This window comes from Enterobacter cloacae complex sp., assembly GCF_900322725.1.
Lineage (GTDB): Bacteria > Pseudomonadota > Gammaproteobacteria > Enterobacterales > Enterobacteriaceae > Enterobacter > Enterobacter quasihormaechei.
Genome location: NZ_LT991957.1, coordinates 3,305,593 through 3,332,411, shown reverse-complemented (window position 1 = coordinate 3,332,411; position 26,819 = coordinate 3,305,593). Strand labels below are relative to the sequence as shown.

At 54.8% G+C, this 26,819-nt stretch carries 22 protein-coding genes; 14 read left to right on the top strand and 8 right to left on the bottom strand.

What is annotated here, in order from left to right; genetic code table 11:
* Positions 1-177 precede the first annotated feature (177 nt).
* The 10 genes from DBR02_RS16410 to DBR02_RS16365 all read left to right on the top strand — a co-directional run bounded on the left by DBR02_RS16410 (position 178) and on the right by DBR02_RS16365 (position 13,440).
* A complete protein-coding gene (locus DBR02_RS16410; RefSeq protein ID WP_107534865.1) occupies positions 178-597 on the top strand; it encodes a hypothetical protein in 420 nt (139 codons plus the stop codon).
* A complete protein-coding gene (locus tag DBR02_RS16405; protein ID WP_254058670.1) occupies positions 594-1,184 on the top strand; it encodes a hypothetical protein in 591 nt (196 codons plus the stop codon). The genes DBR02_RS16410 and DBR02_RS16405 overlap by 4 nt, the downstream gene beginning before the upstream one ends.
* Positions 1,185-1,339: 155 nt before the next feature.
* Positions 1,340-1,882, top strand: coding sequence for a fimbrial protein (locus tag DBR02_RS16400; RefSeq protein ID WP_107534863.1), 543 nt, complete (start codon positions 1,340-1,342; stop codon positions 1,880-1,882).
* 61 nt (positions 1,883-1,943) lie between these two features.
* Positions 1,944-2,621 carry a fimbrial biogenesis chaperone gene (locus DBR02_RS16395; protein WP_107534862.1) on the top strand — a complete coding sequence of 226 codons (678 nt, stop codon included), beginning with the start codon at positions 1,944-1,946 and terminating at the stop codon, positions 2,619-2,621.
* A 172-nt stretch (positions 2,622-2,793) separates the two neighbouring features.
* Complete coding sequence (locus tag DBR02_RS16390) at positions 2,794-5,157, top strand: fimbria/pilus outer membrane usher protein (RefSeq protein WP_107535657.1); 2,364 nt, start codon at positions 2,794-2,796, stop codon at positions 5,155-5,157.
* A gap of 135 nt (positions 5,158-5,292) precedes the next feature.
* Positions 5,293-6,267: a fimbrial protein gene (locus tag DBR02_RS16385; RefSeq protein WP_254058669.1), complete on the top strand. Its 975-nt coding sequence runs from the start codon at positions 5,293-5,295 to the stop codon at positions 6,265-6,267.
* Between the two features lie 201 nt (positions 6,268-6,468).
* Complete coding sequence (locus DBR02_RS16380; protein WP_157959558.1) at positions 6,469-10,794, top strand: inverse autotransporter beta domain-containing protein; 4,326 nt, start codon at positions 6,469-6,471, stop codon at positions 10,792-10,794.
* Between the two features lie 186 nt (positions 10,795-10,980).
* Positions 10,981-11,343, top strand: a complete 363-nt coding sequence (locus DBR02_RS16375; RefSeq protein WP_107534860.1) for a hypothetical protein — start codon at positions 10,981-10,983, stop codon at positions 11,341-11,343.
* Between the two features lie 185 nt (positions 11,344-11,528).
* Entirely contained in the window at positions 11,529-12,038 is a 510-nt protein-coding gene (locus DBR02_RS16370; RefSeq protein ID WP_107534859.1) for a phenolic acid decarboxylase, read from the top strand.
* Between the two features lie 280 nt (positions 12,039-12,318).
* A complete protein-coding gene (locus DBR02_RS16365) occupies positions 12,319-13,440 on the top strand; it encodes a YbdK family carboxylate-amine ligase (protein ID WP_063868913.1) in 1,122 nt (373 codons plus the stop codon).
* On the opposite strand, the gene DBR02_RS16360 is transcribed toward DBR02_RS16365, so the two are convergent.
* From DBR02_RS16360 to DBR02_RS16350, 3 genes are all read right to left on the bottom strand, one after another.
* Entirely contained in the window at positions 13,391-16,525 is a 3,135-nt protein-coding gene (locus DBR02_RS16360) for an efflux RND transporter permease subunit (RefSeq protein ID WP_107534858.1), read from the bottom strand. The two genes, DBR02_RS16365 and DBR02_RS16360, sit on opposite strands and share 50 nt — an antisense overlap.
* Before the next feature lie 9 nt (positions 16,526-16,534).
* Positions 16,535-17,599 (bottom strand): efflux RND transporter periplasmic adaptor subunit, encoded by a 1,065-nt coding sequence (locus DBR02_RS16355; RefSeq protein ID WP_107534857.1) that lies wholly within the window; start codon positions 17,597-17,599, stop codon positions 16,535-16,537.
* Positions 17,600-17,709: 110 nt separating this feature from the next.
* Positions 17,710-20,418, bottom strand: coding sequence for a cation-transporting P-type ATPase (locus tag DBR02_RS16350; RefSeq protein WP_107534856.1), 2,709 nt, complete (start codon positions 20,416-20,418; stop codon positions 17,710-17,712).
* A gap of 488 nt (positions 20,419-20,906) precedes the next feature.
* On the opposite strand from DBR02_RS16350, the gene DBR02_RS16345 reads away from it, so the two are divergent.
* Complete coding sequence (locus tag DBR02_RS16345) at positions 20,907-21,155, top strand: DUF1158 domain-containing protein (RefSeq protein WP_063451549.1); 249 nt, start codon at positions 20,907-20,909, stop codon at positions 21,153-21,155.
* Here DBR02_RS16345 and DBR02_RS16340 read toward each other — a convergent pair.
* From DBR02_RS16340 to DBR02_RS16330, 3 genes are all read right to left on the bottom strand, one after another.
* The gene (locus DBR02_RS16340; RefSeq protein ID WP_107534855.1) at positions 21,141-22,709 is read right to left on the bottom strand and encodes an alpha/beta hydrolase-fold protein; all 1,569 of its coding nucleotides are present in this window, start codon (positions 22,707-22,709) and stop codon (positions 21,141-21,143) included. The genes DBR02_RS16345 and DBR02_RS16340 overlap by 15 nt on opposite strands.
* 188 nt (positions 22,710-22,897) lie before the next feature.
* Positions 22,898-23,239, bottom strand: a complete 342-nt coding sequence (locus tag DBR02_RS16335) for a RamA family antibiotic efflux transcriptional regulator (RefSeq protein WP_063451551.1) — start codon at positions 23,237-23,239, stop codon at positions 22,898-22,900.
* 32 nt (positions 23,240-23,271) lie between these two features.
* On the bottom strand, positions 23,272-24,375 hold the full coding sequence (locus DBR02_RS16330; protein WP_107534854.1) for a RomA family MBL fold metallo-hydrolase: 1,104 nt from the start codon (positions 24,373-24,375) through the stop codon (positions 23,272-23,274).
* Positions 24,376-24,566: 191 nt separating this feature from the next.
* Between DBR02_RS16330 and DBR02_RS16325 the strand changes: the two genes are divergently transcribed.
* The 3 genes from DBR02_RS16325 to nfsB all read left to right on the top strand — a co-directional run bounded on the left by DBR02_RS16325 (position 24,567) and on the right by nfsB (position 26,289).
* On the top strand, positions 24,567-25,157 hold the full coding sequence (locus tag DBR02_RS16325; RefSeq protein ID WP_063451553.1) for a TetR/AcrR family transcriptional regulator: 591 nt from the start codon (positions 24,567-24,569) through the stop codon (positions 25,155-25,157).
* Positions 25,147-25,515, top strand: a complete 369-nt coding sequence (locus DBR02_RS16320; protein WP_107534853.1) for an MmcQ/YjbR family DNA-binding protein — start codon at positions 25,147-25,149, stop codon at positions 25,513-25,515. The genes DBR02_RS16325 and DBR02_RS16320 overlap by 11 nt, the downstream gene beginning before the upstream one ends.
* A gap of 120 nt (positions 25,516-25,635) precedes the next feature.
* Complete coding sequence (nfsB, locus tag DBR02_RS16315) at positions 25,636-26,289, top strand: oxygen-insensitive NAD(P)H nitroreductase (protein ID WP_023324270.1); 654 nt, start codon at positions 25,636-25,638, stop codon at positions 26,287-26,289.
* A gap of 36 nt (positions 26,290-26,325) precedes the next feature.
* Here the strand turns inward: nfsB and DBR02_RS16310 are convergent, their stop codons facing one another.
* Together DBR02_RS16310 and DBR02_RS16305 are read right to left on the bottom strand one after the other, a co-directional pair.
* The gene (locus DBR02_RS16310) at positions 26,326-26,613 is read right to left on the bottom strand and encodes a helix-turn-helix domain-containing protein (RefSeq protein ID WP_107534852.1); all 288 of its coding nucleotides are present in this window, start codon (positions 26,611-26,613) and stop codon (positions 26,326-26,328) included.
* Positions 26,594-26,785: a hypothetical protein gene (locus DBR02_RS16305; protein WP_107534851.1), complete on the bottom strand. Its 192-nt coding sequence runs from the start codon at positions 26,783-26,785 to the stop codon at positions 26,594-26,596. Before DBR02_RS16305 ends, DBR02_RS16310 begins: the two co-directional genes overlap by 20 nt.
* Positions 26,786-26,819: the final 34 nt, after the last annotated feature.

Sequence of the window (26,819 nt, the reverse complement as noted above, 5' to 3'; positions counted from 1 at the left end):
AGTTATAAATGTGTTGAATATTATTATTTTGGTATTTTATTTTGATAAACCTGTCTCATTGCCACCTTTTTTTTAATGAAATACTATTTTTCTCGTACCTGGTGAACAACAATTCATTGTAAAGATATGAAAAAAAGTGTCATGGATATGAGATGGATAGACCTCTAAGGAGTGGCCGTGCCCTTTTTCTCAGACGTTATTCTATATGGATATAATATTTTTCAAAATCTGGAGTACAGGCTTTCTACCAGAACGTTAATCAACATCAAAAATGGGCGTATCAAAAGATTTGGAGCCACTAAAGCCAGACTTTTCGAATATTTGCTGTCTGAAATGGACACGGGTGTTGTGTATGATGAAGATATTATCATTCATGTATTTTATGATAATGGATTACGCTGTTCAAAATCATATTTACTGTCGATGGTAAAGAAGATTCAGCTTGCATTTAACAGCGTTGGCTTTGAAAGGTATCCATTCTCAAGGCTGGACGGTAAAGCATATAAAATAGAACAGGATGCTCTGGAACGTGTATATGTTGTCAAAAAACAATCATTTATTAAAAATGAGATTAGCTCGAAAGGACAGAAGCAGTGACAGCTGTACTTGTTTTTACCAGAAATTTTGCAATGCGTCAGGCGATAATAGCACTATCTCCTGAAAATAGACAGATTTTCTTCTTTAATAATCGTCTGGCATTTTTAGTTTGCGCGACGGTTTTTGATAAACCCTATATTATCATCGATACGGTTCATGAAACGGGAGAGAATATTCGCTGGCTCCACTCGCGCCTGGCTGCGAGGGGATTATCCAGGCAGACCCATTTTATTGTACCAGAAAACATTGCCGCAAATAGCTTCCTTAAAGCATTTGGGCTAATAACGACAATCAAAGAACTAAAGAAGATTTGCAGCCGTGCAGCAAAATTCACCCTGGTAGAGTCATCCTGTAGTTTAGTTAATGTATTGCATCAAAGATTGAAAGATACTTTATCAGAAGATTATTTTGATTTTCTGGTAAACATTTACGACCCAACAAATAAAATTTATTTGCGTAAAAACAGATCTGACACCAATAGATTACAGTATGTAAAGAGCCGTCTTTTTTTAGGTAGCAGCCTGGAGTTAAAGCAACTTATTTTAATGCTGTCTTCTGAAGGGGTTTCCAGAAGGGCTTTTATGTAAATTATAAGTAGCAACCTTATCTATTAATGTGTTTTTTGGTCAGAAGTATTCCTTTTGATCTTCTTGAATATTTTTATAAGGCGGTATTAAACCGCCAATCCTGCTATGGATAACGTCCGCAGCAGATATTTGTTCAATCATAAGGATATATAGCTATGCAAAATAAAATGCCCCGTCTTGTTCGTAATGTGCTGGCAGCTGCTGTCGTCACCGGTATTTCCTTTGCGGCTCATGCTGCCGATGGGAAGATTAATTTTACCGGAACTATTCTGGATTCGGCGTGCACGGTTAACACAGGTACTGCTACCCAGACTGTTGACCTCGGACAAATTCCCAAGAGCTCATTCAGCGCAAAAGGCGATGTAGCGGCAGCAACTCGCTTTACTATCGTGCTTGATAATTGCCCGACGGCGGTTAAAACCGCATCAGTTAAATTTGATGGCACAGCTGATGCTAATGATACCAGCATACTTGCGCTTAGCTCAGGTCAGACGGCCAAAGGAGTAGGCGTCGCGCTGTATGAAAAAGATGGCGTTACGCCCATCCCTCTCGCCACGCTGTCTAAAAGCCTGACGCTTGATACCACGGCTTCAAACAGTAATCAGATGGCATTTGTTGCCAAATACAAGGCAACCGAAGCTACGGTTACAGCCGGTACGGCTAATGCCTCATCAGATTTTACTATCACCTACCAGTAAGACGTTCGGGCGTGCCCGCTGCACGCCCGCCTGTTTCCCGATGGGATCATGGAGTTGTAATATGAGCCGTCTCCTTCACGCTATTCTTTTACTCACTGCTTGCTTATTCACCCTTTCAGTCAATGCTGGCATTACTGTTGGCGGCACACGGCTGATTTACAATGGTGAAGAAAACGAAGCGTCAATATCGGTGATTAATAGTAAGAACTCAATTCCTTATCTCATTCAGTCATGGATTGAACTGGAAGAAAATTCACCTGCTAAAGTACCTTTTATTGTCACACCACCGCTGTTTCGTCTGGACGGAGAGCATGAAAATACCCTTCGTATTATTTACACCGGGGAACAGATGCTGCCGCAAGATCGTGAATCCCTCTTTTGGCTTAACGTAAAGTCGATTCCATCTATGGAAAAATCGGATCACAACCAACTGCTTATTGCCGTTAAGACGCGCATGAAGCTTTTCTATCGGCCGGCAAAATTAGCAACCGACAAGGTAAATGACGCCTGGAAAAACCTGCACTATGAGCGTAGCGGAGATCGGATTGTTATCTCTAATCCAACCCCCTATTACGTGTCGTTGTTTTCTTTAAAAGTGGGCAGTCAGGCTATTGAACACCCGCCGATGGTAGCACCGTTCGGTACGGCACATATCACCGCTGCGGGACGGGATGTTACCTGGAAAGCGATAAATGATTTCGGCGGCGTTACTGAAGAAGCGCGTCAGAGATTGCCGTAATTAAGAAATAGATTCAGCCATGTCATCCGAGCAGGAAAGCAAAGTGAAGACTGACTTTAATTGCCGAAAATTAATTAAACCGGAAATGAAAGCTTTTAAAGTTATCCGGCTGTCTGCTATTGCCCTGTTAATTTCCGGTCTGTTTCCTGCAAAGGCAGGTGAATTATATTTTATGTCTGACGCGCTGGAAAAGACGCACACATCGGCAAAAAACATTGATCTAAGCCGTTTTGAACATGGAGAGCAGTTGCCCGGTACCTACAGGGTAGAAATCTGGCTTAACAATGAATATGTTCGGACGGAGAATATTTCTTTTGTAGCCCTGAATGGTGTGGGGCTGGCGCCTGAGCTAAACCGCGGCATGCTTGAGATGCTTGGTGTACGGACCCAGCTTTTTCCGAAGCTGGCGGCACTGCCGGAAGGAACGATTATAACCAACCCTGGCGCATTTATACCTGATGCCAGCGCTCGCCTGAATTTTGATAAGCAAAGGCTGGATATATCCATTCCTCAGTCAGCGCTTAACATTCGTGCACGCGGCACGATTGACCCTTCCCGTTGGGATCAGGGGATCCCGGCGCTGCTACTCAACTACAGTGCCAATGGCTCGCGCAATTGGGTAAATCAGGGAAAGACGCAGGATCAGCTTTATCTGAACCTACAGAGCGGTCTGAATCTGGGGCCCTGGCGGCTACGTAATTACAGTACCGCCACTAAAAGTAATAAAGAGCATGATTTTTCGTCCGTCAGTACGACGCTGAGCCGCGATATACAATTTTTGAAAGGACAGCTACAGCTTGGCGAAACAAGCACGCCGGGAGATATTTTCGACAGCATTATGTTTCGGGGCATACAGATTTATTCAGACGACACCATGCTGCCCGAGAGCATGCGCGGTTTTGCGCCAACGATCCGTGGCATTGCCCGCAGCAATGCGATGGTCACCGTTAAGCAAAACGGCTACACGATTTATCAAACCTATGTCGCGCCGGGCAGCTTCGAGATACGCGATCTTTATCCTACTTCAACCAGCGGCGATCTTGAGGTTACGGTTGCCGAAGCCGACGGCAGCCAGCAGCGATTTATCCAGCCTTTTTCGGCAGTACCCGTCATGCTGCGTGAGGGGCGGTTAAAATACTCGCTGAGCGGCGGTGAATACCGTACCACCAAAGATAATGCGCAGAAGCCCTCATTTGGTCAGGGTACCCTGGCCTGGGGCGTGTCAAACACGCTTACTCTTTATGGCGGCATGCTGGGCGCAGATAACTATCTTGCCGGCGTACTGGGTGCGGGCTTAAGTTTTGGTGAGATCGGGTCGCTTTCTGCGGATGTTACCCTGGCCGATAGCAAGCTTAAGCAGGACGAAGTCAGGCGAAGCCGTGGACAATCCTATCGGGTGCAGTATTCGAAAACGGTGACGACCACTGATACCACGGTAACGCTGGCCAGCTACCGATATTCCACCGAGGGGTTTTATACTTTTCAGGAGGTAAACGACTACGCCAGCCAGCGCTACAACAAACGAAGCCGACTACAGCTTAATCTTAATCAGTCCTTGATGAACTGGGGAAGCTTTTATATTAGCGCCTACCAGCAGGACTACTGGCGACGGGAAGGGTATGAACGCAGCATCAGTACGGGCATTAACACCAGCATCAACGAGATCGGCTATTCGCTGAGCTACACCTACAGCGAAACCCCTGGCGTGTCGCAAAAGGAACAGATCCTCGCCTTCAGCTTGCAGGTGCCGCTCAGTAAATGGTTGCCGAAAAGCTGGGCCAGCTACAGCGTGAATGCCCAAAAAAAGGGCGGCGAAACGCATCAGGTGGGGCTGAGCGGTACAGCGCTTGCTGATAACAATTTCAGTTATTCGCTTCAACAGGGGTATACCTCATCGGGGAGCCAGTCCAGAAGTTCGGTCAGCGGCACCTATAAAGGCGGCTACGGCACCGTCAGCGCAGGTTATAACTACAGCCGGGATAACAGCCAGCTTAACGTTGGTGTGCAGGGCGGTATTGTCGCTCATGAAGACGGCGTAACGTTCTCGCAACCGCTCGGCGACACCGTTGCGCTGGTGAAGGCCGAGGGGGCATCAGGCCTGAAGGTGCGCAATAATCCGGGGGTGAAAACCGACTGGCGCGGCTACGCGATTGTTCCCTATACCAGCGCTTATCAGGAGAACCGTATCGCTATTGATACCCGTTCGCTCGGACCTGATACCGATATCGCAGAATCTGTGGTTAACGTGGTACCGACCCGCGGCGCGGTTGTGCGCGCAACGTTCAATGCCAGAACGGGCTACCGCGCGTTAATTAAACTGCGCTACAAAAATGGGCCCGTACCCTTTGGATCAATGGTCAAGCTGGAGGGCCGTGACGTGATGAGCATCGTTGGTAATGATGGTGAGGTTTACCTGAGCGGTCTGAATAACGGCGATCGTATTTCAGCGACCTGGGGTCAGATAAATTGCCAGACAACGATAAAACATGAAAACCGCCCCGGGGCTATTCAACGTATAACCGCGCTATGTCAGTGATAAAAAGTCAGAGAATGAATTATTGCGAGGATAGCTAACAACTTTAATACGCGGTTTTATAGATGAATATCGCTTCAGTGATGTTGTGGAAAAGCATTTTCCGCAACATTGCCAGACATAATTAAGGAATTCGCTGTGCGCACATTTTTTAAAATTATTAGCCTCATTGCAGGCAGTTTTATGTCGGTCAATACTTACGCTTTATGTACAGCATCGGATGTCAACGTTAACTTCGATCAAAATATTCTTATTCAGCGGGATGTACCCGTCGGAAGTGTGCTGGGTTCGGTAACGGTTAACCATCCCATCAACTGCGATGCGAAAGGTCAAACCACAGCGGAAGGGTCCTGGGCAATTCAGCTGGCGCCAACAAATATTGACAATGGTGCTTCGGTGATAGCGGGCGTACGGGCCACAAACGTTGAAGGAATTGGATTACGCTGGAAAAACTATTCCAGTACCACCGGGGCTACGGGCACCGTTACTAACGGTTCGCTGAACCTGAGTACCTGGCAGCGAGGCATATCGCAAAAAGGGGCAACCTTCAATGATACCTTTGAGCTGGTCAAAACGGCGTCAACGCCCAGGACGGGCATAATTTCCCCACTCGTCATTGCGATTCAGTACAGCACGCCAGTAAGTAAAAACGTACAGCGACAGCCTCTGTTTAAATACCTTATATCAGGCGTCAATACCAATACCGTTTCGTGTCTGGTACAGGATAGCAATTTAAATATTGATATGGGATTTGCCGTTGCCTCTAAATTTAATGGCATTGGCAGTACCCAAAACCCAGTAAATTTCAATGTATCGCTTAATTGTGATGCACAAACATCTGTGAACGTAACGCTGGATAATGTCTCGGTACTTGCAGACGCCACCAACGGAGTATTAGGCCTTAGCAGCGCATCCACTGCCAGCGGGGTTGGCATTCAGATTTTGCATCAAGATTCACCTGTGAAATTTGGCAGCATGATCAATCACGCTATCACGACTTCCAATGGGGAAATCGTGAATATTCCATTTAAGGCTGCCTACTATCAGACGGACAAAAACATTCAACCCGGAACAATAAACGCTACGGCATCCTTCACGATGACCTATCGATGATATTTGAGTCTAAATACGTGGGTAAGACTTTTAATATAATTTAGCGCGCACGCTTATATAAATTATCAATGTCAAAAGTGCGCCTGTATAAGCAAGGGAGTAATTATCAATATGGTGGTCAGCTGCCTATCCCATTTTAAGCGAAAGCACGGGATATATATTGTGCTTTTCATGCAGCCAGGACTGGCTGCGGGAAGTGAGATGAATACGAACGATCGCGCCATGACGGTCAGGGAGAGTGTCTATCGCGCGCTGCATGAGGAAGAAATCAGCCGTGAAGAAACCCTCTTCCGGGCAAGAGCTGGCGCAGGCGCTAAGCTGGCTCAGGTGCTGGGGCAGGACGCTTCCGCCGATCGCATCAGCGCCGTCGGCGGCAGCATGGCCTCAGGATTATTCAGCTCGGCCGTTCAGCAAAGTCTTTCTTCATTTGGCACGGCAAGAGTGAAGCTGAATTTAAGCAGCGCGCACCTTGACGGCAGTGAATTTGATTTTTTACTGCCCCTATACGAAAACCGCAGCCATCTGTTTTTTTCCCAGACGGGGATTAGGCGGATCGACGACAGAACCATGGCGAATCTCGGCATGGGGTATCGATTCTGGCCTTCTGACTCCGCCATGTTCGGTGCCAATATGTTTTATGATTACGACGTCAGTCGCCAGCATAAGCGCCTGGGCACAGGTCTTGAGTATGCACGCGATTTCTTTCGCGTTTCTGCCAATGGCTATTACCGGCTCAGCGACTGGAAGCGCTCGCGGGATCTCACAGACTACCACGAACGCGTCGCTAATGGCTTTGATATCCGGACAGAAGCCTGGCTACCGGGTTTGCCTCAGCTTGGCGGAAAAATTACCTGGGCTCGGTATTATGGCGATCAAGTCGGTATTTTTGGCCCGGATGATCTTCAGAAAAATCCTCAGGTACTGACCTTAGGTCTGAATTACACCCCTGTCCCCCTGGCGGGAATTTCACTGCAAAAAACGGTTAACACGCGTGGCGGCGGTGACGAATTTTCCATAGGGTTGAACCTCTCCTGGCAGTTTGGTTTGCCGCTCAAAACGCAGCTTGATCCGGAGCGTGTTCGCTTTAACCGCACGCTGGCGGGCTCTCGCTATGATCTGGTGGACAGAAACAACGTTATTGTTCTGGAATACAAAAAGGATCGCCTGTTTTCCGTGGCTCCGCATCACAAGGTTTCAGGCGTTGAAAGCAGCCAACTCGCGTTAAACCTGGACATCTCTTCGCGCTATGCCGTGGCCGGAATTGGCTGGCAGGGTCAGGATTTCTTCGCCGCAGGTGGCGATATCACCAATGTAAACGGCGCCTATGTCATCGTTCTGCCCGAATGGCAAACAACCGGCAGTAATCACTATCTGCTGGAGGGGCGTGCCATTGATGAAAAAGGCAACTTATCAGCACCGTTCCGCGTTGAGGTGGATGTTTTGCCATTGGATGTCAAAATCTCGCTGGCTGGCGACCTCAAGGGTGAAGAGGGACAAACGCTGGCCCTCGGCCTTAATGTTCGCAGTACCGGCACCATCGGTAAAGTTGACTGGAAGGCACCGGAATTTCTTGCCGCCGGAGGCAAGTTTATCCAGACCCGTGCTCCAGAAGCGGACAATCTGAGCCTGAACTATAGCGTCGTTCTGCCACCCTATAAGGCTAGCGGTGAAAACAGTTATCCCATAGAAGTAACGGTGAGTGACAGCGAGGGGAACGTTTCTAACACCGCTTCAGCCCGGATCGTGGTTGAACCGCGCTCTATTGTGCTCACCGTTCCGCCAGAGGTGGAAGGTAACGAGGGGGAGCGTATTGCACTGCCGCTGACGATTGATGCAAAAACCGCCGTCACCCGGCTCGACTGGGAGGCGCCCGAGTTTGTTGCCCATGGGGGTAAAGTCACCGTCGAAAAAGATAAAGTCTGGCTGGATCTGCCTGCATGGTCGGACTCGGGCTCCAACCAGTATGCAATTACCCTTACCGCAGGTGACGACCAAAACCACCGTTCCGCGCCGGTTACCGCCACGGTTTCTGTGGCTTCAGCGGCCATTAACCTTGTTCTCGATGAAAATCTGACGGGTAATTCTGGTGAGGAGCTCATCGTTACGCCACAGGCCAGCGCCCAGTCCGGCATCGATCGCATCGAGTGGCAGGGTGAGGCATTTTTCAGCGCTGGCGGAAAAATTACGCAGGACGGCACAAATGCCTGGCGGTTCACCCTGCCCTTATGGAAAAAAGAGGGGGCCAACCGCTATTCCGTGCGCGCTGTCGCGTGGGATAAGTCTGGCCACTCATCGACACCGGTCACCCTGACAATTGTGGTTGAGCCTGGCGCGATTGTGCTCACCGTTCCGCCAGAGGTGAAGGGTAATGAGGGAGAGCGTATTGCGCTGCCGCTGACGATTGATGCAAAAACCGCCGTCACCCGGCTCGACTGGGAGGCGCCCGAGTTTGTTGCCCATGGGGGTAAAGTCACCGTCGAAAAAGATAAAGTCTGGCTGGATCTGCCTGCATGGTCGGACTCGGGCTCCAACCAGTATGCAATTACCCTTACCGCAGGTGACGACCAAAACCACCGTTCCGCGCCGGTTACCGCCACGGTTTCTGTGGCTTCAGCGGCCATTAACCTTGTTCTCGATGAAAATCTGACGGGTAATTCTGGTGAGGAGCTCATCGTTAAGCCGCAGGCCAGCGCCCAGTCCAATATTGATCGCATCGAGTGGCAGGGTGAGGCATTTTTCAGCGCCGGCGGAAAAATTACGCAGGACGGCACAAATGCCTGGCGGTTCACGCTGCCTTTATGGAAAAAAGAGGGAACCAACCGCTATTCCGTGCGCGCTGTCGCGTGGGATAAGTCTGGCCGCTCGTCGACACCGGTCACCCTGACGTTAGAGGTGCAGCCTGTCAGCATTGCCGTTTCGGCGCCCGACACGCTGACCGGAACCGAGCAGGAAACGGTGGATACCACCATAAACGTGGTGTCAGAAGGAACCACCGTAAGTGATGTCCAGTTCAGCGCGGAGGATTTCCTTGCCGCAGGCGGTAAGATTACCGGCACACTGCCTGACTATCATTTTGTCATGCCCGCATGGCAGGCAACGGGAAGCAACCACTACAGCATCACGGTTACCGGAAAGGATCCGCACGGCAATATCAGCGAGCCGACGAAAATAGAGGTTGTCGTCAGCCAGGCGCCCTTCACCATCACCGCGGAGACGGCTGTCACGGGCTTTGAGGGCAGCACAACCGAGGTGACGCCCGAGGTTCAGAGCCTGTACGGCGTCGCAAATTACCAGATTGAGGCTTCCGCCTTCAAATCCGCTGGCGGCACCATTACGGAGAAAGAAGGGACCTTCATGCTGACCTTGCCGGGCTTTATCGTGGGCGGCGAAAACCGTTATCCCGTTACGATCCGCGCCGTTGACAGAAAAGGCACGGTATCCTCGCCGCTGGAGCTGAACGTCGTCGTCACCACCCAGCTACTTGATGCAAACGGTCAGTGCTCTGTCGTCGGTGGCGGAGAAGGCTATGCGAGCCGGATAGATAAAGACAGCGTGAATTATCAGGAGGCTACTGACTATGCCACACTAAAGGCGCTGGTCGATGCCGGCACCCCCTATATCTATATTCCCGGCGATGTTGAAATTGAATTACCGGTCCGGCAAAACGCGCTCTTCATCAAAAGCGGAACCACTATTTTTAGCGATCGTGGGGCAAACGGCAGCGAAGGAGCGCGCCTGAGTATTCCTTACATGAGCGAAGAAGAAAATAAATTCCCGATTATCATGATGGACAGCAATACGCGTATTTCGGGTATCCGATATGAAGGCCCCTATAAAGGAACCCTGACGAAAAATACCACTATTGGTATCCAGACCGTTGAAGGCAGCCATAATGTTGAGGTCGACAATATGGAGCTATGGGGATGGCCCTGGGCTGCGGTGAGCGTGAAAAAATCAACGAATGTGCGGGTTCATCACAGCTATATCCATCAGAATATTAAAAAAGAGCTCGGGTATGGCGTGGTTGTGCAAAACGGTAACGCCACGGCAGAGGTTGCCTGTAACCTGTTCAACAGTAACCGGCATTCAATTGCCGGAAGCGGTATGGCTGGAGAAGGCTACGCGGCGCACCATAACCTGGTGCTTAACGGTGGCGAGCTCGGCGCTTATCATCAGTTTGATATGCACAGATATCAGTCAGCAGGCGCCGGTGCGTTTATGGAAGTCACGCAAAACTGGTTTGATTATGGGCGCTACGGTACCAGCAATCGCTCCTCAATTGGCGTGCGTGGTCAGCCTTCAAGAGGGCCTATTACCGTGACCGATAACTGGTTCAGTCAGCCCTGGAAGAATGGAACCCAGTATGCCGTCGCGGGAGAATATGGCACCTGGGTCCCTACCGTTGAATCAATACTGGCAACCAATAAATTCAGTGTTAAGTTCAACTATCTAAATAAAGGGAGCAACCAGTGCGTTATTGACTGGTTAAGTTACAGCCAGAGCATTAACTGTGCAGCGGTAAATTAACCGTGAACACGTGACATACCCATCCACACGGATGCAGATTCGTAGTGAGTATGGGTAATGCCGATAACGCGCTGAGTAAAATAATAATACAGGGAGATTCCCTGTATTATTATTGCGGCGGCTCATTGCCGTCCGGCCGTAGAAATTCCCGCCCTAAAGAGCGGAGAGATTGTCAAAGGATTTTCAATGATCAAACACGTCAAAATATTTGTATTAACTTTTTTTTATTCAATTTCGTCGTATGCTTTATCCCTCGAAAATTCAGCTATCAGGTTGTTTTGCCCAATGCGCGGTCAGATCGAGGTCATCCTTCACCGCTACGAACACTCACAGGAATCATGGGGGGGAAATCAGTTTGAAACAGGAGCGGGACACTTTCGCAAGGGTTCGCTTCTTATCTTCCCCTTTGCTAATCTTGACCAGATGATTTTTAACCAGACCACCGGGCAATTTTCTTTCTGGTATGCAGACAGTGAAAAACTGGTACGCTGCCGCCTGATAACGCTCACAAATACTTACCCTGTCGATATACCTTATTTCCGCAATTGATGCCCCCTGTCCTAAAAAATGCCAGTCAAATTTCGCGGAGCCCAACCTAAGCTGCGTAAGTTTGAGATCATATTTTCACTCTACGGTTTACATGCTCTTACATACCTAAACGCTGTGTCCAATGAAAGCATCTATACTTTTATTTCACGTTGCGGGGCAATATCTAAGTACTCAGGAGATGTGACATGACAGACTTTAATAAAGATGATCTCTCAGGTTTCACTGGTAAACACCTTGTCTATACTTATGACAACGGCTGGAACTACGAGCTTTACATTAAAAATGAAAACACGATCGATTACCGAATTCACAGCGGTATGGTCGGTGGCCGCTGGGTCAAAGACCAGCATGTCTACATCGTTCGTGTCGGTAAGGAGATCTATAAGGTATCCTGGACCGAGCCAACGGGTACTGATGTCAGTCTGATTGCCAATCTCGGAGACAAGCTTTTCCATGGAACCATATTCTTCCCTCGCTGGGTTATGAACAATCCAGAGAAAACGGTTTGTTTCCAGAACGATCATCTCGACAAAATGGAAGAGTATCGCAGCGCGGGTCCTGCCTATCCGACTGAAGTCATTGACGAGTTTGCAACCATTACATATGTCAATGACAGCGGTGTAAATAATGAATCTGTTATTAATTGCCCGCCTGACCAGTTACCCGATAATTTTCCAGAGAATCTAAAAAAATAACTCTCGCGTATTGTTAATCTGATTTATTAAAAAGGCTGCTTCATTGCAGCCTCCATCACACTGTTTTTTTGTGCATTAAATCAATCTTGCAACCCCCCTCCCGCAATACGGTACGCCGAAATAACTTACCTGGTCATTCAGGAAATCCTTCTGTAATCGATGGATAGTCAGACATAAGTCACTCCCCTGTTGCAAAGCCTGCTATCCGTTATACCACCACGAGACGAGCGCGCCACACCCATTGTCTATACTCAACACACAACAGACAACGGAGTGCGCCATGCCTTTACCTGATTTCAAATCCTCTGAACCCTACACCCTCGGCATCGAGCTTGAACTCCAGGTGGTGAACCCGCCGGGCTACGACCTGAGTCAGGACTCTTCCGCGCTTATCGCTGCCGTCAAAGACGACATCAAAGGCGGTGAAGTCAAACACGACATCACCGAAAGCATGCTCGAAATCGCCACTGGCGTGTGCCAGACCATCGACCAGGCGGCAGCGCAGTTCTCGGTAATGCAGCAGAGCATCCTGCGCGCGGCGGCGGAGCAGCATATTCAGATCTGCGGCGGCGGGACCCATCCGTTCCAGAAGTGGCAGCGGCAGGAAGTGTGCGCCGATGAACGCTATAACGTCACGCTGGAGCGCTTTGGCTATCTGATTTTACAGGCGACGGTGTTTGGCCAGCACGTGCACGTGGGATGCCGAAACGGGGACGACGCCATTTACCTGCTGCACGGCCTGTCGCGCTTCGTGCCGCACTTTATCGCCCTCGCCGCGTCCTCTCCCTATATGCAGGGCACGGACACTAGGTTTTCCTCGTCGCGTCTCAACATCTTCTCCGGCTTTCCGGATAACGGCCAGATGCCGTGGGTCAACAGCTGGCAGGAGTTCGAGGGGCTGTTCCGACGCCTGAGCGCTACCAGCATGATCGACAGCATTAAGGATCTGCACTGGGACATCCGCCCCAGCCCGCACTTCGGCACCGTGGAGGTACGGGTGATGGATACCCCGCTGACGCTCGGCCACGCGATTAATATCGCCGGGCTGATCCAGGCGACGTCTCACTGGCTGCTGACCACGCGGCCCTATAAGCATCAGGAGCGGGATTTTCTGCTGTACCGCTTTAACCGTTTTCAGGCGTGTCGCTACGGGCTGGAGGGGGTTCTGACGGACGTGCATACCGGCGAGCACAAAACCGTGGCGGACGATATCGCCTGGCTGCTGGAGCAGGTTGCGCCGTCGGCCGAGAAGCTCGGCGCAACGAGCGCCATCAAGGAAATTGCCCTGCTGTTAAAGCAGGGCAAGAGCGAGGCGCAGCGCATGCGGGACTTCATCGCCGACGGCGGCTCGCTTATTTCTCTGGTTCAGAAACACTGCGAGCTGTGGGCGACGAGTCCGTAAGGCCGTGGCCCCACTCGCGCAGGCGCTGGAACAGCACGAACAGCGCGGGGATAAACACAATCCCTACCACGGTTGCCACCAGCATGCCGCTGAACACCGTGGTGCCAATGATGCGGCGGCTCTGGGCACCCGCCCCGGTCGCCAGCATCATCGGCAGGACGCCGATGATGAACGACACGGCGGTCATCATCACTGCGCGGAAGCGGCGCGATGCCCCTTCCCGCGCGGCATCGACAATCGCCATCCCGTCCATCCGCCGCGCGCGGGCGAACTCCACGATAAGAATCGCGTTTTTCGCCGCTAACGCGATCAGCAAGACCAGACCGATCTGCACGTAGACGTCGTTGGCGTAGCCCGCCAGCCATAGCCAGACCAGCGCCCCGCCGATGGCGAACAGCACCGAGAGCATCACGCTCGCCGGGAGCGTCCAGCTCTCGTACTGGGCGACGAGGAACAGCCACGCCATCACCACCGCCGCCAGCACAATCCATACCGCCTGGTTGCCGGTCTGCTGCTCCTGATACGACATGCCGCTCCAGGCGTAGTCGTACCCCGCAGGCAGGCTCTGCGCCAGAATTTCGCCCATCGCCGCCATCGCGGTGCTGCTGCTTACCCCTTCCGCTGCCGAACCGCTTACCGATACCGACGGGAACTGGTTGTACTGCTGAACAAATGGCGCGCCGACGGTCGGCGTAATGGTGACGAGGATGCTCAGTCGCACCCGTTCGCCGCTGTTGCTGCGCACGAACAGCTCGCTGATTTGCTCCGCGCGCTCGCGCCACTGCATCTCGTTCTGCATCACCACGTGGTAAACGCGGTTGTTGACGCTGAAATCCCCGGCACGAGTGCCGCCGAAGGCGGTTTGCAGGCTGCTGAAGATGCGCGACACCGGCACGTCGAGCCGGGCCGCGCGCTCGCGGTCAACGGTCAGCGTCAGCTGCGGCACGTTGCTGCTCCAGGTGGTGAACACGCGGCTCAGCTGCGGATGCTGGTTGGCTTTTGCCAGTACCTCACGCGTAACGCGCTCCAGCTCCGCCGGGCTCTGCCCCGCCTGCGCCTGAATGCGCAGGTCGAAGCCAGAGGCATTGCCCAGCCCCGGCAGCGTCGGCGGCGCGAAGGTCATGATGGTCGCTTCCGGCAGGGCCAGCAGCTGGCGCTGAAGGGTGCCCATCACCTCATCCAGCGGCGGGCGCTCGCTCCAGTCCTTCAGCATGATGGAGATAAACCCGCCGTTCGACGCGCTGGTGCCGTTGAGGATGTTAAACCCGGAGACCTGAATCACGTCTTCCACCGCCGGATTTTTAGCGATCAGCTCGCGCGCGGAGGTCATCACCGCTTCGGTGCGCTCCAGCGAGGCCGCCTCCGGCAGCTGGACGCTGGCGAAGAAGTAACCCTGATCTTCCTGCGGCAGGAAGCCCTTTGGCATCGACATAAAGCTGAACGCCACCACCGCTGCCGCGCCTGCGGTGGCCAGCAGCGCCAGCCACGGACGCCGGTTGAATACGCTCACGATCCGGGTGTAAAGCGTGCGCGTGGCGTCCAGCCCACGGTTGAACCCACGGAAAATGGCGGCAGGCTTCGCCGGACGCGGGCGCAGCAGCATGGCACAAAGCGCGGGCGTCAGGGTCAGCGCCACCAGGCTTGAGAGCGTGACGGCGGTGGAGAGCGTCACCGCGAACTGGCGGTACAGCTCGCCGACGATCCCCGGCAAGAGCGCCACCGGCACAAACACCGCCAGCAGCACCAGCGTGGTGGCAATCACCGGCCCGGCAATCTGGCGCAGCGCCAGCGCGGTCGCCGCCGTGCGGCTCTGCCCTTCCGCCATCAGGGTTTCGACGCTCTCAACCACCACGATGGCATCATCCACCACCATGGTCAGCGCCAGAATAATGGCGAACAGGCTCAGCGTGTTGGCGGAGTAGCCGAGCGCGTAGAGCACCGCAAAGGTGCCCACCAGCGACACCGGAATGGCGAGGGCGACAATCAGCGTCGCGCGCCAGCTTTGCAGGAACAGGGAAACGACTACTACAACCGCCAGCATGGTCAGCGCCAGCGAGACGCCAATCTCTTTAATGGTGGCGGCAACGAAGGTGGTGGTGTCGAATTTCACTTCATAGACCAGGTCGTCCGGGAAGCGCGTCGAGAGACGCTCCAGCTCCGCGCGCACCGCGTCGGCCACGCGCAGGGCGTTAGCGGACGGCGTCGGGTAGATGCCAAGGTAAGCAGAGTCATGCCCGTTCAGCTGGGCGCCCGAGCTGTAGCTGCGCGAGCCGAGCTCAATGGTGGCCACGTCCTTCAGGCGCACCAGCTGGCCCATCTCCCCGGCGCGAATAATGATGTCGGCAAAGTCTTCGGCCTGGCTTAAGCGCCCCAGCCCGTTGATGGTCAGCGTCTGCTGCTGGCCGTTGAATACCGGTGGCGTACCGATCTGGCCCGCCGCCCCCTGCACGTTCTGCTCGCGCAGCGCCTGCGCCACGTCGTCGGTCGTGACGTTCAGGGCGTTCATGCGGTCCGGACGCAGCCAGATGCGCATGCTGTAGTCCCGCGCGCCAAACATCTGCACCTGTCCCACGCCCGGCAGACGCGACAGCGCCTCGCGCACCTGCGTGCTGGCGTAGTTGCTGACAAACAGCGGCGTGTGGGTGTTGTTCGGTGAGTAAAGGCTTACCCCCATCATCAGGTTGGTGGCGCGCTTGCGCACCTGCACGCCGTTTTGCTGTGCCTCGGTCGGCAGCTGCGCCACGGCCTGCGCCACACGGTTCTGCACGTCAATGGCGGCGAGGTCCGGATCGGTACCCGCCGCAAAGGTGATGTTCAGGCTGTAGGTGCCTTCATCCGAACTGGTGGACTCCATATAGAGCATGTGATCCACCCCGTTAAGCTGCGTCTCCAGCGGCGTGGCGATGGCCTCCGCCACGTCAGCCGAGCTGGCGCCCGGCCAGCTGGCAGAGACATTCACCACCGGCGGGGTGATCTGCGGGTACTGCTCTACCGGAATGATCCTCAGCGCGATGGCCCCCAGCAAGGTGATGACCAGCGCAATCACCATCGCGAAGCGCGGGCGTTTGATGAAAAACGTCAGCATGATGGCTCCTTAATTGAGTATCTGGACGGCAGCGCCGGGGTGCACGCGCTGCGCGCCGTCGGTAATCGCTCGCTCACCGGGATTCACGCCGGAGGCAATCTGAAACTGCTGGCCGATTTGCCCGGCAATTTTCAGCGGGCGCCTTTCGGCTTTGCCGTCGGCGTTAACCACCCAGGCGAAGAACCCGTCGCCGTTCTGCTGGACCGCGGCGGCAGGCAGCGTCAGCACCGGCTGCTCGCTCGCCGGACGCAGATAGACATTCACGTTGCCGCCGGGCAGCAGCTGGTGGCGCGGGTTCGCAAACTCGGCGCGCAGCATTACGCTGGCGGTGCGCGGATCGATGCGGTTGTCCACGGACGTCAGTTGCCCGCCGACGCGCTGGCCGTTGCTGTCGATCAGCGCCTGCCAGGCCTGCTTCATGGCGCTGATATCCGCGTGCTGTCCGGCTTTGGTGGCAAATGCGCCCTCTTCCAGCGCAAAGGCGATGCGGATGGGATCGAGCTGCACCACCTCCACCAGCACGCCGCTGGCAGGATTCACCAGGCTGCCCACGTGGAACTGGCTGTGCCCCACGCGACCGTCAATCGGCGAGGTGATGCGGGTGTAGTCCAGGGTGACGCTGCGGGTATCGAGCCGGGCTTTCGCCTGCTCCAGCGCGGCGCTCGCCACGTCGCGCTGCATGCGGGCGTTGTCCACGTCGTGACGACTGATAGCGTTGCTGCTGCCCAGACTTTCGAAGCGGGAAAGCTGCTGCTGCGCCTGACGCAGCGTGGCTTCGGCGCTTCTCACTTCGGCCTGCGCCAGACGCAGGACGGCACGCGGCTCGGCGTCGTCCAGCTCAAACAGCACGTCGCCTTTTTTCACGTACTGCCCGTCGCGGAAGTGGATTTTCGTTATCACGCCTTCCGTACGCGCGCGCAGCTCAACGGTGTGAATGGCTTCGATGCGGCCCGGGATCTGGCGCTCGGCGGCATGGGCGGTCTGCTCCACGGTGGCGACGCGAACGGGAATAGCCGCGGCGAATGCGGGTGGCAGCGTGCAGGCGAGGAGTGCGAACAGGAGCGGGAATTTCATGGGAGTACCTCTAATTTGTACCCCTCACCCCGGCCCTCTCCCCAAAGGGGCGAGGGTGTTCAAGTTCCCTCTCCCCTGTGGGGAGAGGGTTAGGGTGAGGGGGATCTTTGTTATGCAGCCTTACGGAACCTGCGGGTCAGTCGCTTCTCGATTTCGACGACGAAGAACATCACCCCAGCCACCGCCAGCGTCACGAACCAGTAGCGCAGCGGCAGCGCTTCGGTGCCGAACAGCATCTGCATAAACGGCAGGTAGATAATCGCCGCCTGGAGCAGGAACAGTACGCCCGTCACCAGCCAGATCCCTTTGTTCGCCAGCAGGCCGCGGTTCAGGGAGAACCCGTCAGTGTTGCGGCAGTTAATCATGTAGACCCACTGGGCGCAGACCAGCATCTGAAGCAGCACGGTGCGGATGAACTCCGCGCTATGGCCGCGCGGGGCCAGCCAGGCTTCAAGCGCAAAGGCGGCGATGGCAATCATGGTGCCGACAAAAGCCACGCGCCACACGGCGTAGGCGTCCATCACGTGCTGCCCGGTCTGGCGCGGCGGGCGGCGCATAATGTTGCGCTCGGCGGCCTCAAAGGCCAGGCCGAAGGAGAGCGTGGCGGAGGTCGCCATGTTCATCCACAGAATCAGCACCGGCGTCAGCGGAATGATATTCCCCGCCAGCAGCGCAATCACAATCAGCAGCCCCTGCGCCAGGTTGGTCGGCATAATGAACAGGATGGTTTTCTTCAGGTTGTCGTAAACGCGACGCCCCTCTTTCACCGCGCTGGCGATGGTGGCGAAGTTATCGTCCGTCAGGACCATGTCTGCCGCCTCTTTGGTGACTTCCGTGCCTTTGATGCCCATCGCGATGCCGACGTCCGCCTGGCGCAGCGCCGGGGCATCGTTTACGCCGTCGCCGGTCATGCCGACGATTTCGCCTTTATCCTGCAACGCTTTCACCAGGCGCAGCTTATGCTCCGGGCTGGTACGGGCAAAGATGTCGTATTTCACCGCCGCTTCCGCCAGCTCGGCATCGTCCATTTTCTCCAGCTGATAGCCGGTGACCGCCTGCTCACTGTTGGTGATCCCCAGCATCTGGCCGATGCTCATCGCCGTCTGCGGGTGATCGCCGGTGATCATCTTGACGCGGATCCCCGCCTGCTGACAGGCGTTAATTGCATCAATCGCTTCCGGGCGCGGCGGATCCATCATTCCGGCAATGCCGAGGAAAATCAGGCCGTGGCTCAGGTCGTCGTGCGTTAACGCCTGCTCGCCGTTCGCCGGCTTGAACGCCGCGGCAACCATGCGCAGCCCCTGACGCGCATAGCGCTCCATCTCCGTTTCCCAGTACGCGCGGTTGAAGGCTTCCGCGCCGTTACGCGTCTGCTGCTGGTCGCACAGGGCGAAAATGACGTCCGGCGCGCCGGTAATCAAAATCTGCTCCTCACCGCCAATCTGGTAGTGGGTGCTCATATACTTGTACTGCGAGTCGAACGGGATCTTGTTGATAAGGGTGGTCATCACCGGTGCGAGGTGGGCTTTCGCCGCCAGCACCTTCAGCGCGCCCTCGGTCGGCCCACCGGTAATGCCCCACAGGCCGCGCTCGTCCTGAATCAGCTGGCTGTCGTTGCACAGGTCAACGGTGCGCAGGTACTGCTCGAGCACGGTGCCCGGCTGGATCTGTACCGGCTCATCGCTGCCTTCCAGGTAGATATTGCCCACCGGCTCGTAGCTGTTGCCGTCCACGCGGTAGCAGGTATCGGCAGTGATGATGGCTTTGACCGTCATCTCGTTCATGGTCAGGGTGCCGGTTTTGTCCGAGCAGACCACGGTCATCGCGCCCAGGGTTTCAACCGTCGGCAGCTTGCGGATAATCGCCCGCTTGCGCGCCATCGCCTGCACGCCCAGGGAGAGGATGATGGAGATAATCGCCGGCAGGCCTTCAGGTACGGAGGCGACCGCCAGGCTAATGAGGGAGAGCAGCAGCTCGCCCATCGGGATCTCGCGGAACACCAGGCTGAAGACGAACAGCGCAGCCATCATTGCCAGAATAATGGCGAAGATGGCTTTGCCCAGCTTGTCCATCTGCACCAGCAGCGGGGTGCGGTGTTTTTCAATGCCCGCCATCATCTGGTTGATGTGGCCGAGCTCGGTCTCCTGGCCGGTGGCAATGACCACGCCCACGCCGCCGCCCGCGCTTACCGTCGTACCGGAAAAGACCATATTGGTGCGGTCGCCCAGCGGTAATTCGCCGTTAAGCGGGTTCGTGTGTTTATCCACCACCGTGGATTCGCCGGTCAGGATCGCCTCTTCCACGCGTAAATTATGCGCTTCGATTAAACGCATATCCGCCGGAATACGATCCCCTGCGCGCAATACAATAATATCGCCCGGGACGATTTCCGTCGTCGGGATAGTTTCATGGTTGCCGTTACGAATAACGCGCGCCTCGCTGGAAAGCATATTGCGAATACTTTTCAGCGATTTTTCCGCGTTGCTTTCCTGAATGTGGCCAATTAGCGCATTGATGACCGCCACGCCCAGAATAACCAGCGTATCAACCCAGTGGCCCATTACCGCCGTTAATACGGCAGCCGCCAGCAGGACGTAAATCAGCACGTCGTTAAAGTGCGCGAGAAAACGCAGCCAGCCCGGCTTGCCTTTTTTCTCCGGCAGCGCGTTTGGGCCATGCTTTTGCAGACGCGCCTGCGCCTCGGCGCGGTCAAGGCCGCTGGCCTGGCTTTGGGTCTGGGCAAGCACCTGCTCTATGTTCTGCTGGTACGCCTGTCCGCCTGCGGGTGGCATATTCTGTGAGAAATTTTTTTTGGTCATGGTATTTTTCCTTCAATATCCGGTGGTCGGAAGCCGGAATTCCTTTCTGGCTTTAATTAATTCATTTTTAAGACTTGCGGGTTAAATTGATCTACCGCAATATAATGACGACAAGGTTATTCAAAACTGATTTAAATTATTTCGATGCGCTGATTTTTACAAAATATTTCTAAACCAACACTAAACGAGGAGGAACCATGTTTGGTATTTATCGCGGACGGCGCCTGGCGTTATACATTGTCGCAGCCATTGTTATTGCGACGTTAATTGGATATAGCACCTATAGCTTTGTAAAATTATTTTCGTAAAGAAGACGTTTATTTACATTACGCGATATTAATTTAATCGTATCGGCGTTTATATTCTTTTTTGGCTATTTATTCGATGAATAACGGTGGGCTGTGTCTTAATTTTGCCAGCCGGGATGATATTGCTTTACGTTTCAGGATGCCGGACAATGACATTTTTAACTGACGATTAACATTACGATGAAACACCCGTTAGAATCGCTGATTACCGCGGGGGGCATTTTACTGATGGCCCTGCTCTCCTGCCTGCTGTTACCTGCGCCGTCGCTTGGGCTGGCGCTGGCGCAAAAGCTGGTTCAGACCTTTCATATGGTCGATCTGAATCAGCTTTACACCATTCTGTTCTGCCTGTGGTTTTTACTGCTCGGCGCCATCGAATTCTTCATTCTGCGTTTCGTCTGGCGCCGCTGGTTTTCACTGGCGTCGTAGGCCGGTGAAATCGCGCATCCCGTGGATCAGCGCTTCGCACCAGGCCGCGTAGTCGTGGCCGCTGGACCACGGATGGAAACTGACGCTATAGCCTTTTTCCCTCAGCACCTGTTCAAAATCCTTCGTGGTGCGATAGATGCCACCGCCCGGCCCCGCGGTTTCAAACTTCCCGGCCTGTAACCAGAAACGCACCGGATACGGCGGAGACTGCTGGTACTGGCGCGTCAGCCAGCCGGGGGCTTCACCTTTTGGCGCCCACCAGTAGGAACCGGAAAGACTCAGCACGTTGCCAAACAGCCGCGGGTAGCGTAGCGCCACCCAGGAAGAGGCGATTCCCCCGTAGCTTGACCCCGCCAGCACCGTTTTTTGCCGCTGCATCGCGATGCCCTGTCCGCGAAGCCACGGCAGCAGCTCGTGCGCCATGAAATCGGCGAAATCCGGGTTCGGCGGCAGTTCGTTGCCGCGTCGGGCATGATCGAGGCTGTCGATAAACACCACGTTAATGGGGGGCAGATGGTGCCGGGCAATCAGGCCATCCAGCACGTTGGCAAAACGGTACTCGTCCTGATAAATCTGTCCGTCGAAGAGGATGAGCGTCCAGCGCGCGGGCTGCGCGCCGCGCGGTTTGTAGATCATCACTTCACGGGAATTGCCGAGGATAGTGCTGTTCAGCATCTGGCGGCTCAACGTTCCGTGCACCAGCGGCTGTGCCGTAGCCTGAACGGAGCAATAGCGCGCCGGGCTGAGATCGAGCAGGGAAAAGCGATTCCAGCGATCCGCCTTCTGTTCACCAAAGGTGTTCGGGTTAAGCGGATCGGCCTGCGCGCTCACCAGGATCGCGCGGCGCCTGTCGAGGGCAGAACCTTCCACGATCGGTACATCGGGGGCGAGCTTGTACTGCATCACCGTGTCAGCGGGCACCACGTAGCTGCGAAACCAGACGTCGCTGTTGCCCAGGCGGAACAGCGGATCGTGATCCCCCGCCGGAGAGCCGAGAATGAACACGTTATCGCGCGCGCCGCGCCACAGAAAGGTCACGCGCTTATGGCTCGCGTCAACCGGCTCCACCATCGGCGTGCCCTGCCGACGCTGCGCCTGCCAGAACGCCTCGGTACTGCCACCGGCAGAAATAGCGTTTGCCAGCGCCTTCAGCGTCGGGCTTTCAGGCGCCAGCCTCTGTACGCGCGGCAAGGCGGAAGTCTCTTTCATCCGCCACTGAAAACGCCACGGCTTTCCCGCTTCGCCGTGCAGCACCAGCGAGGTGCGCTGTTTCACCGGCAGGGCAAACAGCAGCGTGTGTTCGCCGTCGGCAGGCCCGCCTTCGACCAGCGTGCGAATGCGGCGGTTTTGTCCGTCCAGCAGGCGCGCATCCGTCACGCCGTTCAGCGTGGCGGAAACGTAATTTTCACCCAGTTCGGGCAGCAAAAAGCAGACTTCGCCGCTGGCATCAAACTTTCCCTGAACATCCCCCAGCAGGGAAGACTCCTCGCACGTTGCCGCCACCGCGGGCAGCGCGCCGATCCCCACCAGCAACCCACTCCATACGCTCTTCATTACCGCTTGTTTCCCAACGAAATTTGGCATTAACGCTAATGCAAATGGTAATAATTTGCAATATCACCTACAGCGTTTTACCGGTGATGTCAGGACGATCGCAGGTGTCGGTATGGGCTACAACGGCAGCGAGGCAATAAAAAAGCCGGGTGGCGGCTACGCCTTACCCGGCCTACATGCCGTCAAATTTAATGTGTCTGGCTGTGATTTTCTTTGCGGTACGCGCCGGGCGGCTGGTTGAAGGTGCGGGTGAAGATGCGCGTAAACGTCTGCTGCGAGTCAAAGCCGTAGCGCAGGCAGATGTCGTACACGCGTTCGTTTGATTCACGCAAATCGCGCGCCGCCATCAGCAGCTTGCGTTCACGGATATAGCGCCCCAGACTTTCGCCTTTGTATTGCATAAACAGCCGCTGTAAATGCCACTTTGAGTAGCCCGCGTGGCGGGCAATCTCTTCAATACGTAACGGCTGGTGCAGGTTGTCATCGATCCATTCGACAATCGTATCAATGACCTGAGCGGAAATCGTCATACTGCTCTCCCCCTCTGATTCTCGCTTAAACATTATTCCCACCACTCGCGAAATTTTTGCGTGGAATCACTCACCCGGACAGGCTCGCCCAGCTCCGGCGTCAGCAGCCGGTAGTTTTTATCCTTACTGGCTTTCGCCAGCTGGATCAGCGGATCGTTCCAGGTATGTTTCGCCAGCACAAAACGCCCGTTATGGCCCGGTACGATCGCTTTAGCATTGAGATCTGCCGAGGCCTGCGCCGTTTCTGCCGGATGCATATGGATGTACTTCCAGTCCTGGTCGTACTGGCCGTTTTCCATGATGGCTAAGTCAACGCCGCCAAACTGCTCGCCAATCGCTTTGAAGTGCGGGCCGTAACCGGAGTCTCCGCTGTAGTAAACCTTCCGCTCCGGGGTGACAAACATAAAGCTGCCCCACAGGGTCTGGTTACGCTTAATGCCGCGCCCGGAAAAGTGGCGTGCGGGCAGGACGTGAACCGTCAGCGCATCGCTGATGTGCACAGACTGATTCCAGTCCCGCTCGTCAATAATGTCCGGGTTCATGCCCCAGTAGCGCAGGTGTGAGCCCACGCCGAGCGGCGTGACCACGCGCTTCACCTTCGGCAGCAGCGCCCTGATGGTGGCGTAATCCAGATGGTCATAGTGATCGTGAGAGATAATCAGCAGGTCGATCTCCGGCATGCTCTGTGCGTTCCACGGGTACTCCCCCGTAAACGCTTTATTGAGGAAGGAGAACGGCGCGGCGTAATTCCCCAGAACCGGATCGATCAGGATGCGTTTTCCCGCAAGCTGCATATACCAGGAGGAGTGGCCGAGCCACACCAGCGTGTCCTGTTCAGGCGACAGGCTGGCCAGTTCAGTTTTCACCAGCGGCAGCGGCTGAGCAGGACGAGCATTTTCGGTTTTACGGGTAAGAAACTGCCACCACGCCACCAGCATATTTTGTTGCCCGGTAAAGCCCGGCGTAGGGAGCGTGTTGTGGAATTGCCCGTCGCGATAGTGCGGGGAAGCTTCCACTTCAGAGAGCTGCGCACCCTGCGGTGGCTGACCAAATCCGGCATTCAGTACAAACGGTAAACTCGCCGCTGAAGCAATAATCATGACTAACACCACGCAGATGAATAGAGGCTTTTTCATTTCCTGACCCGCCAACGCGCCCCTTCCGATGGTTTGCGCGGGTGACACTTGATTATGAGTGAGTAAGCACTCATTATAGATAGGATGCTTACGCCGTCAAGAAGGTTTTCGATCTTTGACATTCCGCGTTGCAGCGTAACAAAGCACGTGTTTCAATCAGGGCTTTTACAATTGACGGGAGGAAAAATTTAGTGGCACGTCCGAAGAGTGAAGATAAAAAACAGGCCTTACTGGAAGCAGCAACCGCTGCATTTGCGCAGTCAGGTATTGCCGCCTCAACGGCGTTAATTGCCCGTAATGCGGGCGTCGCTGAAGGGACGCTGTTTCGCTACTTTGCTACCAAAGACGATCTGCTGAATGCCCTCTACCTGCATCTGAAGCAGGATCTTTGCCAGACCATGCTGGCGAACCTCGATCGCACCATCACCCTGCCGAAAGAGCACACCCGCAATATCTGGAACAGCTATGTGGACTGGGGCATTCGTAACCCCGTGGCGCATGCGGCTATCCGCCAGATCGGCGTCAGTGAAAAGCTGAACGCGGAAACGGAGCAGGCGGTGAAAGACATGTTCCCTGAGCTGCATGAGCTGTGCCGCCGTTCGATTCGCCAGGTATTTATGTCCGACGAGTTTAAGACCTTCGGTGATGCCATGTTCTTATCGCTGGCGGAAACCACCATGGAGTTTGCTACCCGCGATCCGTCCCGTGCCGTCGATTTTAAAGCGCTGGGCTTTGAGGCCATGTGGCGCGGGCTTGCTGAGGAGGATAACGATGGACGGTAAAACGTTGCAGGCGCACGCAAAACGCGTCGCACTGGAGATGCCCTTCACCGAACATTGCTGGCCGTTTGGGCCGGAGTATGACGTGTTTAAGGTGGGCGGGAAAATTTTCATGCTGATGGCGACCGTACGCGGTCGGCTCCACGTCAGCCTGAAGTCCGATCCGGAAACATCGCTGCTCAATCAGCAGATCTACCGTGGCGTGGAGCCCGGCTACCATCTCAACAAGAAGCACTGGATTTCCGTGTACGGCACCGACGACGTTACGCCTGAGCTGGTCACCGACCTGATTACGGACTCGTGGAACCTGGTCGTCGACAAACTGCCGAATAAAGACCAGAAGCGGATACGCCCGACCTGATTGTTCGCCTGAGGCGAACAGTATAAGCGCTCGAATCGCACTTATCTTTTCCCGCTTCGCGCGGTAATCTGCTTTCCTTCCACGCCCGCCTACGGGCGAATTTCATCACCAGGAGTTGTTATGGATATTATTTCTGTCGCCCTGAAACGCCACTCAACCAAGGCGTTCGACCCCGCTAAAAAACTGACCGCAGAAGAAGCGGAAAAAATCAAAACGCTGCTGCAATACAGCCCGTCCAGCACCAACTCCCAGCCGTGGCACTTTATTGTTGCCAGCACTGAAGAGGGTAAAGCGCGCGTGGCAAAATCCGCGGCGGGCACTTACGTGTTCAACGAACGCAAAATGCTGGATGCCTCTCACGTAGTGGTGTTCTGCGCGAAAACCGCGATGGACGATGCCTGGCTTGAGCGCGTTGTCGATCAGGAAGAAGCCGATGGCCGTTTCAACACGCCGGAAGCCAAAGCCGCGAACCACAAGGGCCGCTGCTACTTTGCCGACATGCACCGCGTGGATCTGAAAGATGACGACCAGTGGATGGCGAAGCAGGTTTACCTGAACGTCGGTAACTTCCTGCTGGGCGTGGCCGCAATGGGCCTGGACGCGGTGCCGATTGAAGGCTTTGACGCGGCTATTCTTGATGAAGAGTTTGGCCTGAAAGAGAAAGGCTTCACCAGCCTGGTGGTGGTCCCGGTCGGGCATCACAGCGTGGAAGATTTCAACGCCACGCTGCCGAAGTCTCGTCTGCCGCTGAGCACGATTGTGACCGAGTGCTGATCGCTTCTTGCACGCCGGATTCCGGCGTGCAAGTTATTAATAGAGCGTAATCTGCGGATGCTTCACCCCACACACCATCGCATAACGCGTTAATGTATCGAGACTCGCCCGGGTAATATTCGCTTCCATTCTTGATACCGTTGGTGCGCTGACGCCCATCCGCTCCGCCACCTGGGCGCGCGTCAGGCCAGCATGACTGCGCCATTGCGCCAGCATCTCCTGCAAACGCTCCTTGCGCTCTTCTGCATCAAAGGAAGCCTGAACCTCTGAATCGCTTAACAGTTCAGCCCTGAGTTCATCCCAGTCAATAATCTTCTTGCTCATTCAACATCTCCTGTTGTCGCTTCAGTGCCAGACGAAGTTCAGCAGAGAGCGTTTTTTGCGTCTTCTTGATAAATATCCCCATCGCCGTCGGGTTAGCGAGTAATTTATCAAGCTGGCGGATCAGCTTCGCCTGTACTCCCGAAGGCAGAAAGAGGGCCCCTGATATTAGCATATAAGGCAATTTGCATTAAAGGCTAAGTCACGCA

What these genes read in the sequence shown, in the direction of transcription:
- DBR02_RS16340 (WP_107534855.1), bottom strand. Translation starts at nt 22,709, where the DNA reads ATGAAGAGCGTATGGAGTGGGTTGCTGGTGGGGATCGGCGCGCTGCCC.
- DBR02_RS16370 (WP_107534859.1), top strand. Translation starts at nt 11,529, where the DNA reads ATGACAGACTTTAATAAAGATGATCTCTCAGGTTTCACTGGTAAACAC.
- DBR02_RS16360 (WP_107534858.1), bottom strand. Translation starts at nt 16,525, where the DNA reads ATGCTGACGTTTTTCATCAAACGCCCGCGCTTCGCGATGGTGATTGCG.
- DBR02_RS16365 (WP_063868913.1), top strand. Translation starts at nt 12,319, where the DNA reads ATGCCTTTACCTGATTTCAAATCCTCTGAACCCTACACCCTCGGCATC.
- DBR02_RS16350 (WP_107534856.1), bottom strand. Translation starts at nt 20,418, where the DNA reads ATGACCAAAAAAAATTTCTCACAGAATATGCCACCCGCAGGCGGACAG.
- DBR02_RS16335 (WP_063451551.1), bottom strand. Translation starts at nt 23,239, where the DNA reads ATGACGATTTCCGCTCAGGTCATTGATACGATTGTCGAATGGATCGAT.
- DBR02_RS16305 (WP_107534851.1), bottom strand. Translation starts at nt 26,785, where the DNA reads ATGCTAATATCAGGGGCCCTCTTTCTGCCTTCGGGAGTACAGGCGAAG.
- DBR02_RS16310 (WP_107534852.1), bottom strand. Translation starts at nt 26,613, where the DNA reads ATGAGCAAGAAGATTATTGACTGGGATGAACTCAGGGCTGAACTGTTA.
- DBR02_RS16330 (WP_107534854.1), bottom strand. Translation starts at nt 24,375, where the DNA reads ATGAAAAAGCCTCTATTCATCTGCGTGGTGTTAGTCATGATTATTGCT.
- DBR02_RS16400 (WP_107534863.1), top strand. Translation starts at nt 1,340, where the DNA reads ATGCAAAATAAAATGCCCCGTCTTGTTCGTAATGTGCTGGCAGCTGCT.
- nfsB (WP_023324270.1), top strand. Translation starts at nt 25,636, where the DNA reads ATGGATATTATTTCTGTCGCCCTGAAACGCCACTCAACCAAGGCGTTC.
- DBR02_RS16355 (WP_107534857.1), bottom strand. Translation starts at nt 17,599, where the DNA reads ATGAAATTCCCGCTCCTGTTCGCACTCCTCGCCTGCACGCTGCCACCC.
- DBR02_RS16320 (WP_107534853.1), top strand. Translation starts at nt 25,147, where the DNA reads ATGGACGGTAAAACGTTGCAGGCGCACGCAAAACGCGTCGCACTGGAG.
- DBR02_RS16345 (WP_063451549.1), top strand. Translation starts at nt 20,907, where the DNA reads ATGAAACACCCGTTAGAATCGCTGATTACCGCGGGGGGCATTTTACTG.
- DBR02_RS16395 (WP_107534862.1), top strand. Translation starts at nt 1,944, where the DNA reads ATGAGCCGTCTCCTTCACGCTATTCTTTTACTCACTGCTTGCTTATTC.
- DBR02_RS16390 (WP_107535657.1), top strand. Translation starts at nt 2,794, where the DNA reads ATGTCTGACGCGCTGGAAAAGACGCACACATCGGCAAAAAACATTGAT.
- DBR02_RS16380 (WP_157959558.1), top strand. Translation starts at nt 6,469, where the DNA reads ATGAATACGAACGATCGCGCCATGACGGTCAGGGAGAGTGTCTATCGC.
- DBR02_RS16375 (WP_107534860.1), top strand. Translation starts at nt 10,981, where the DNA reads ATGATCAAACACGTCAAAATATTTGTATTAACTTTTTTTTATTCAATT.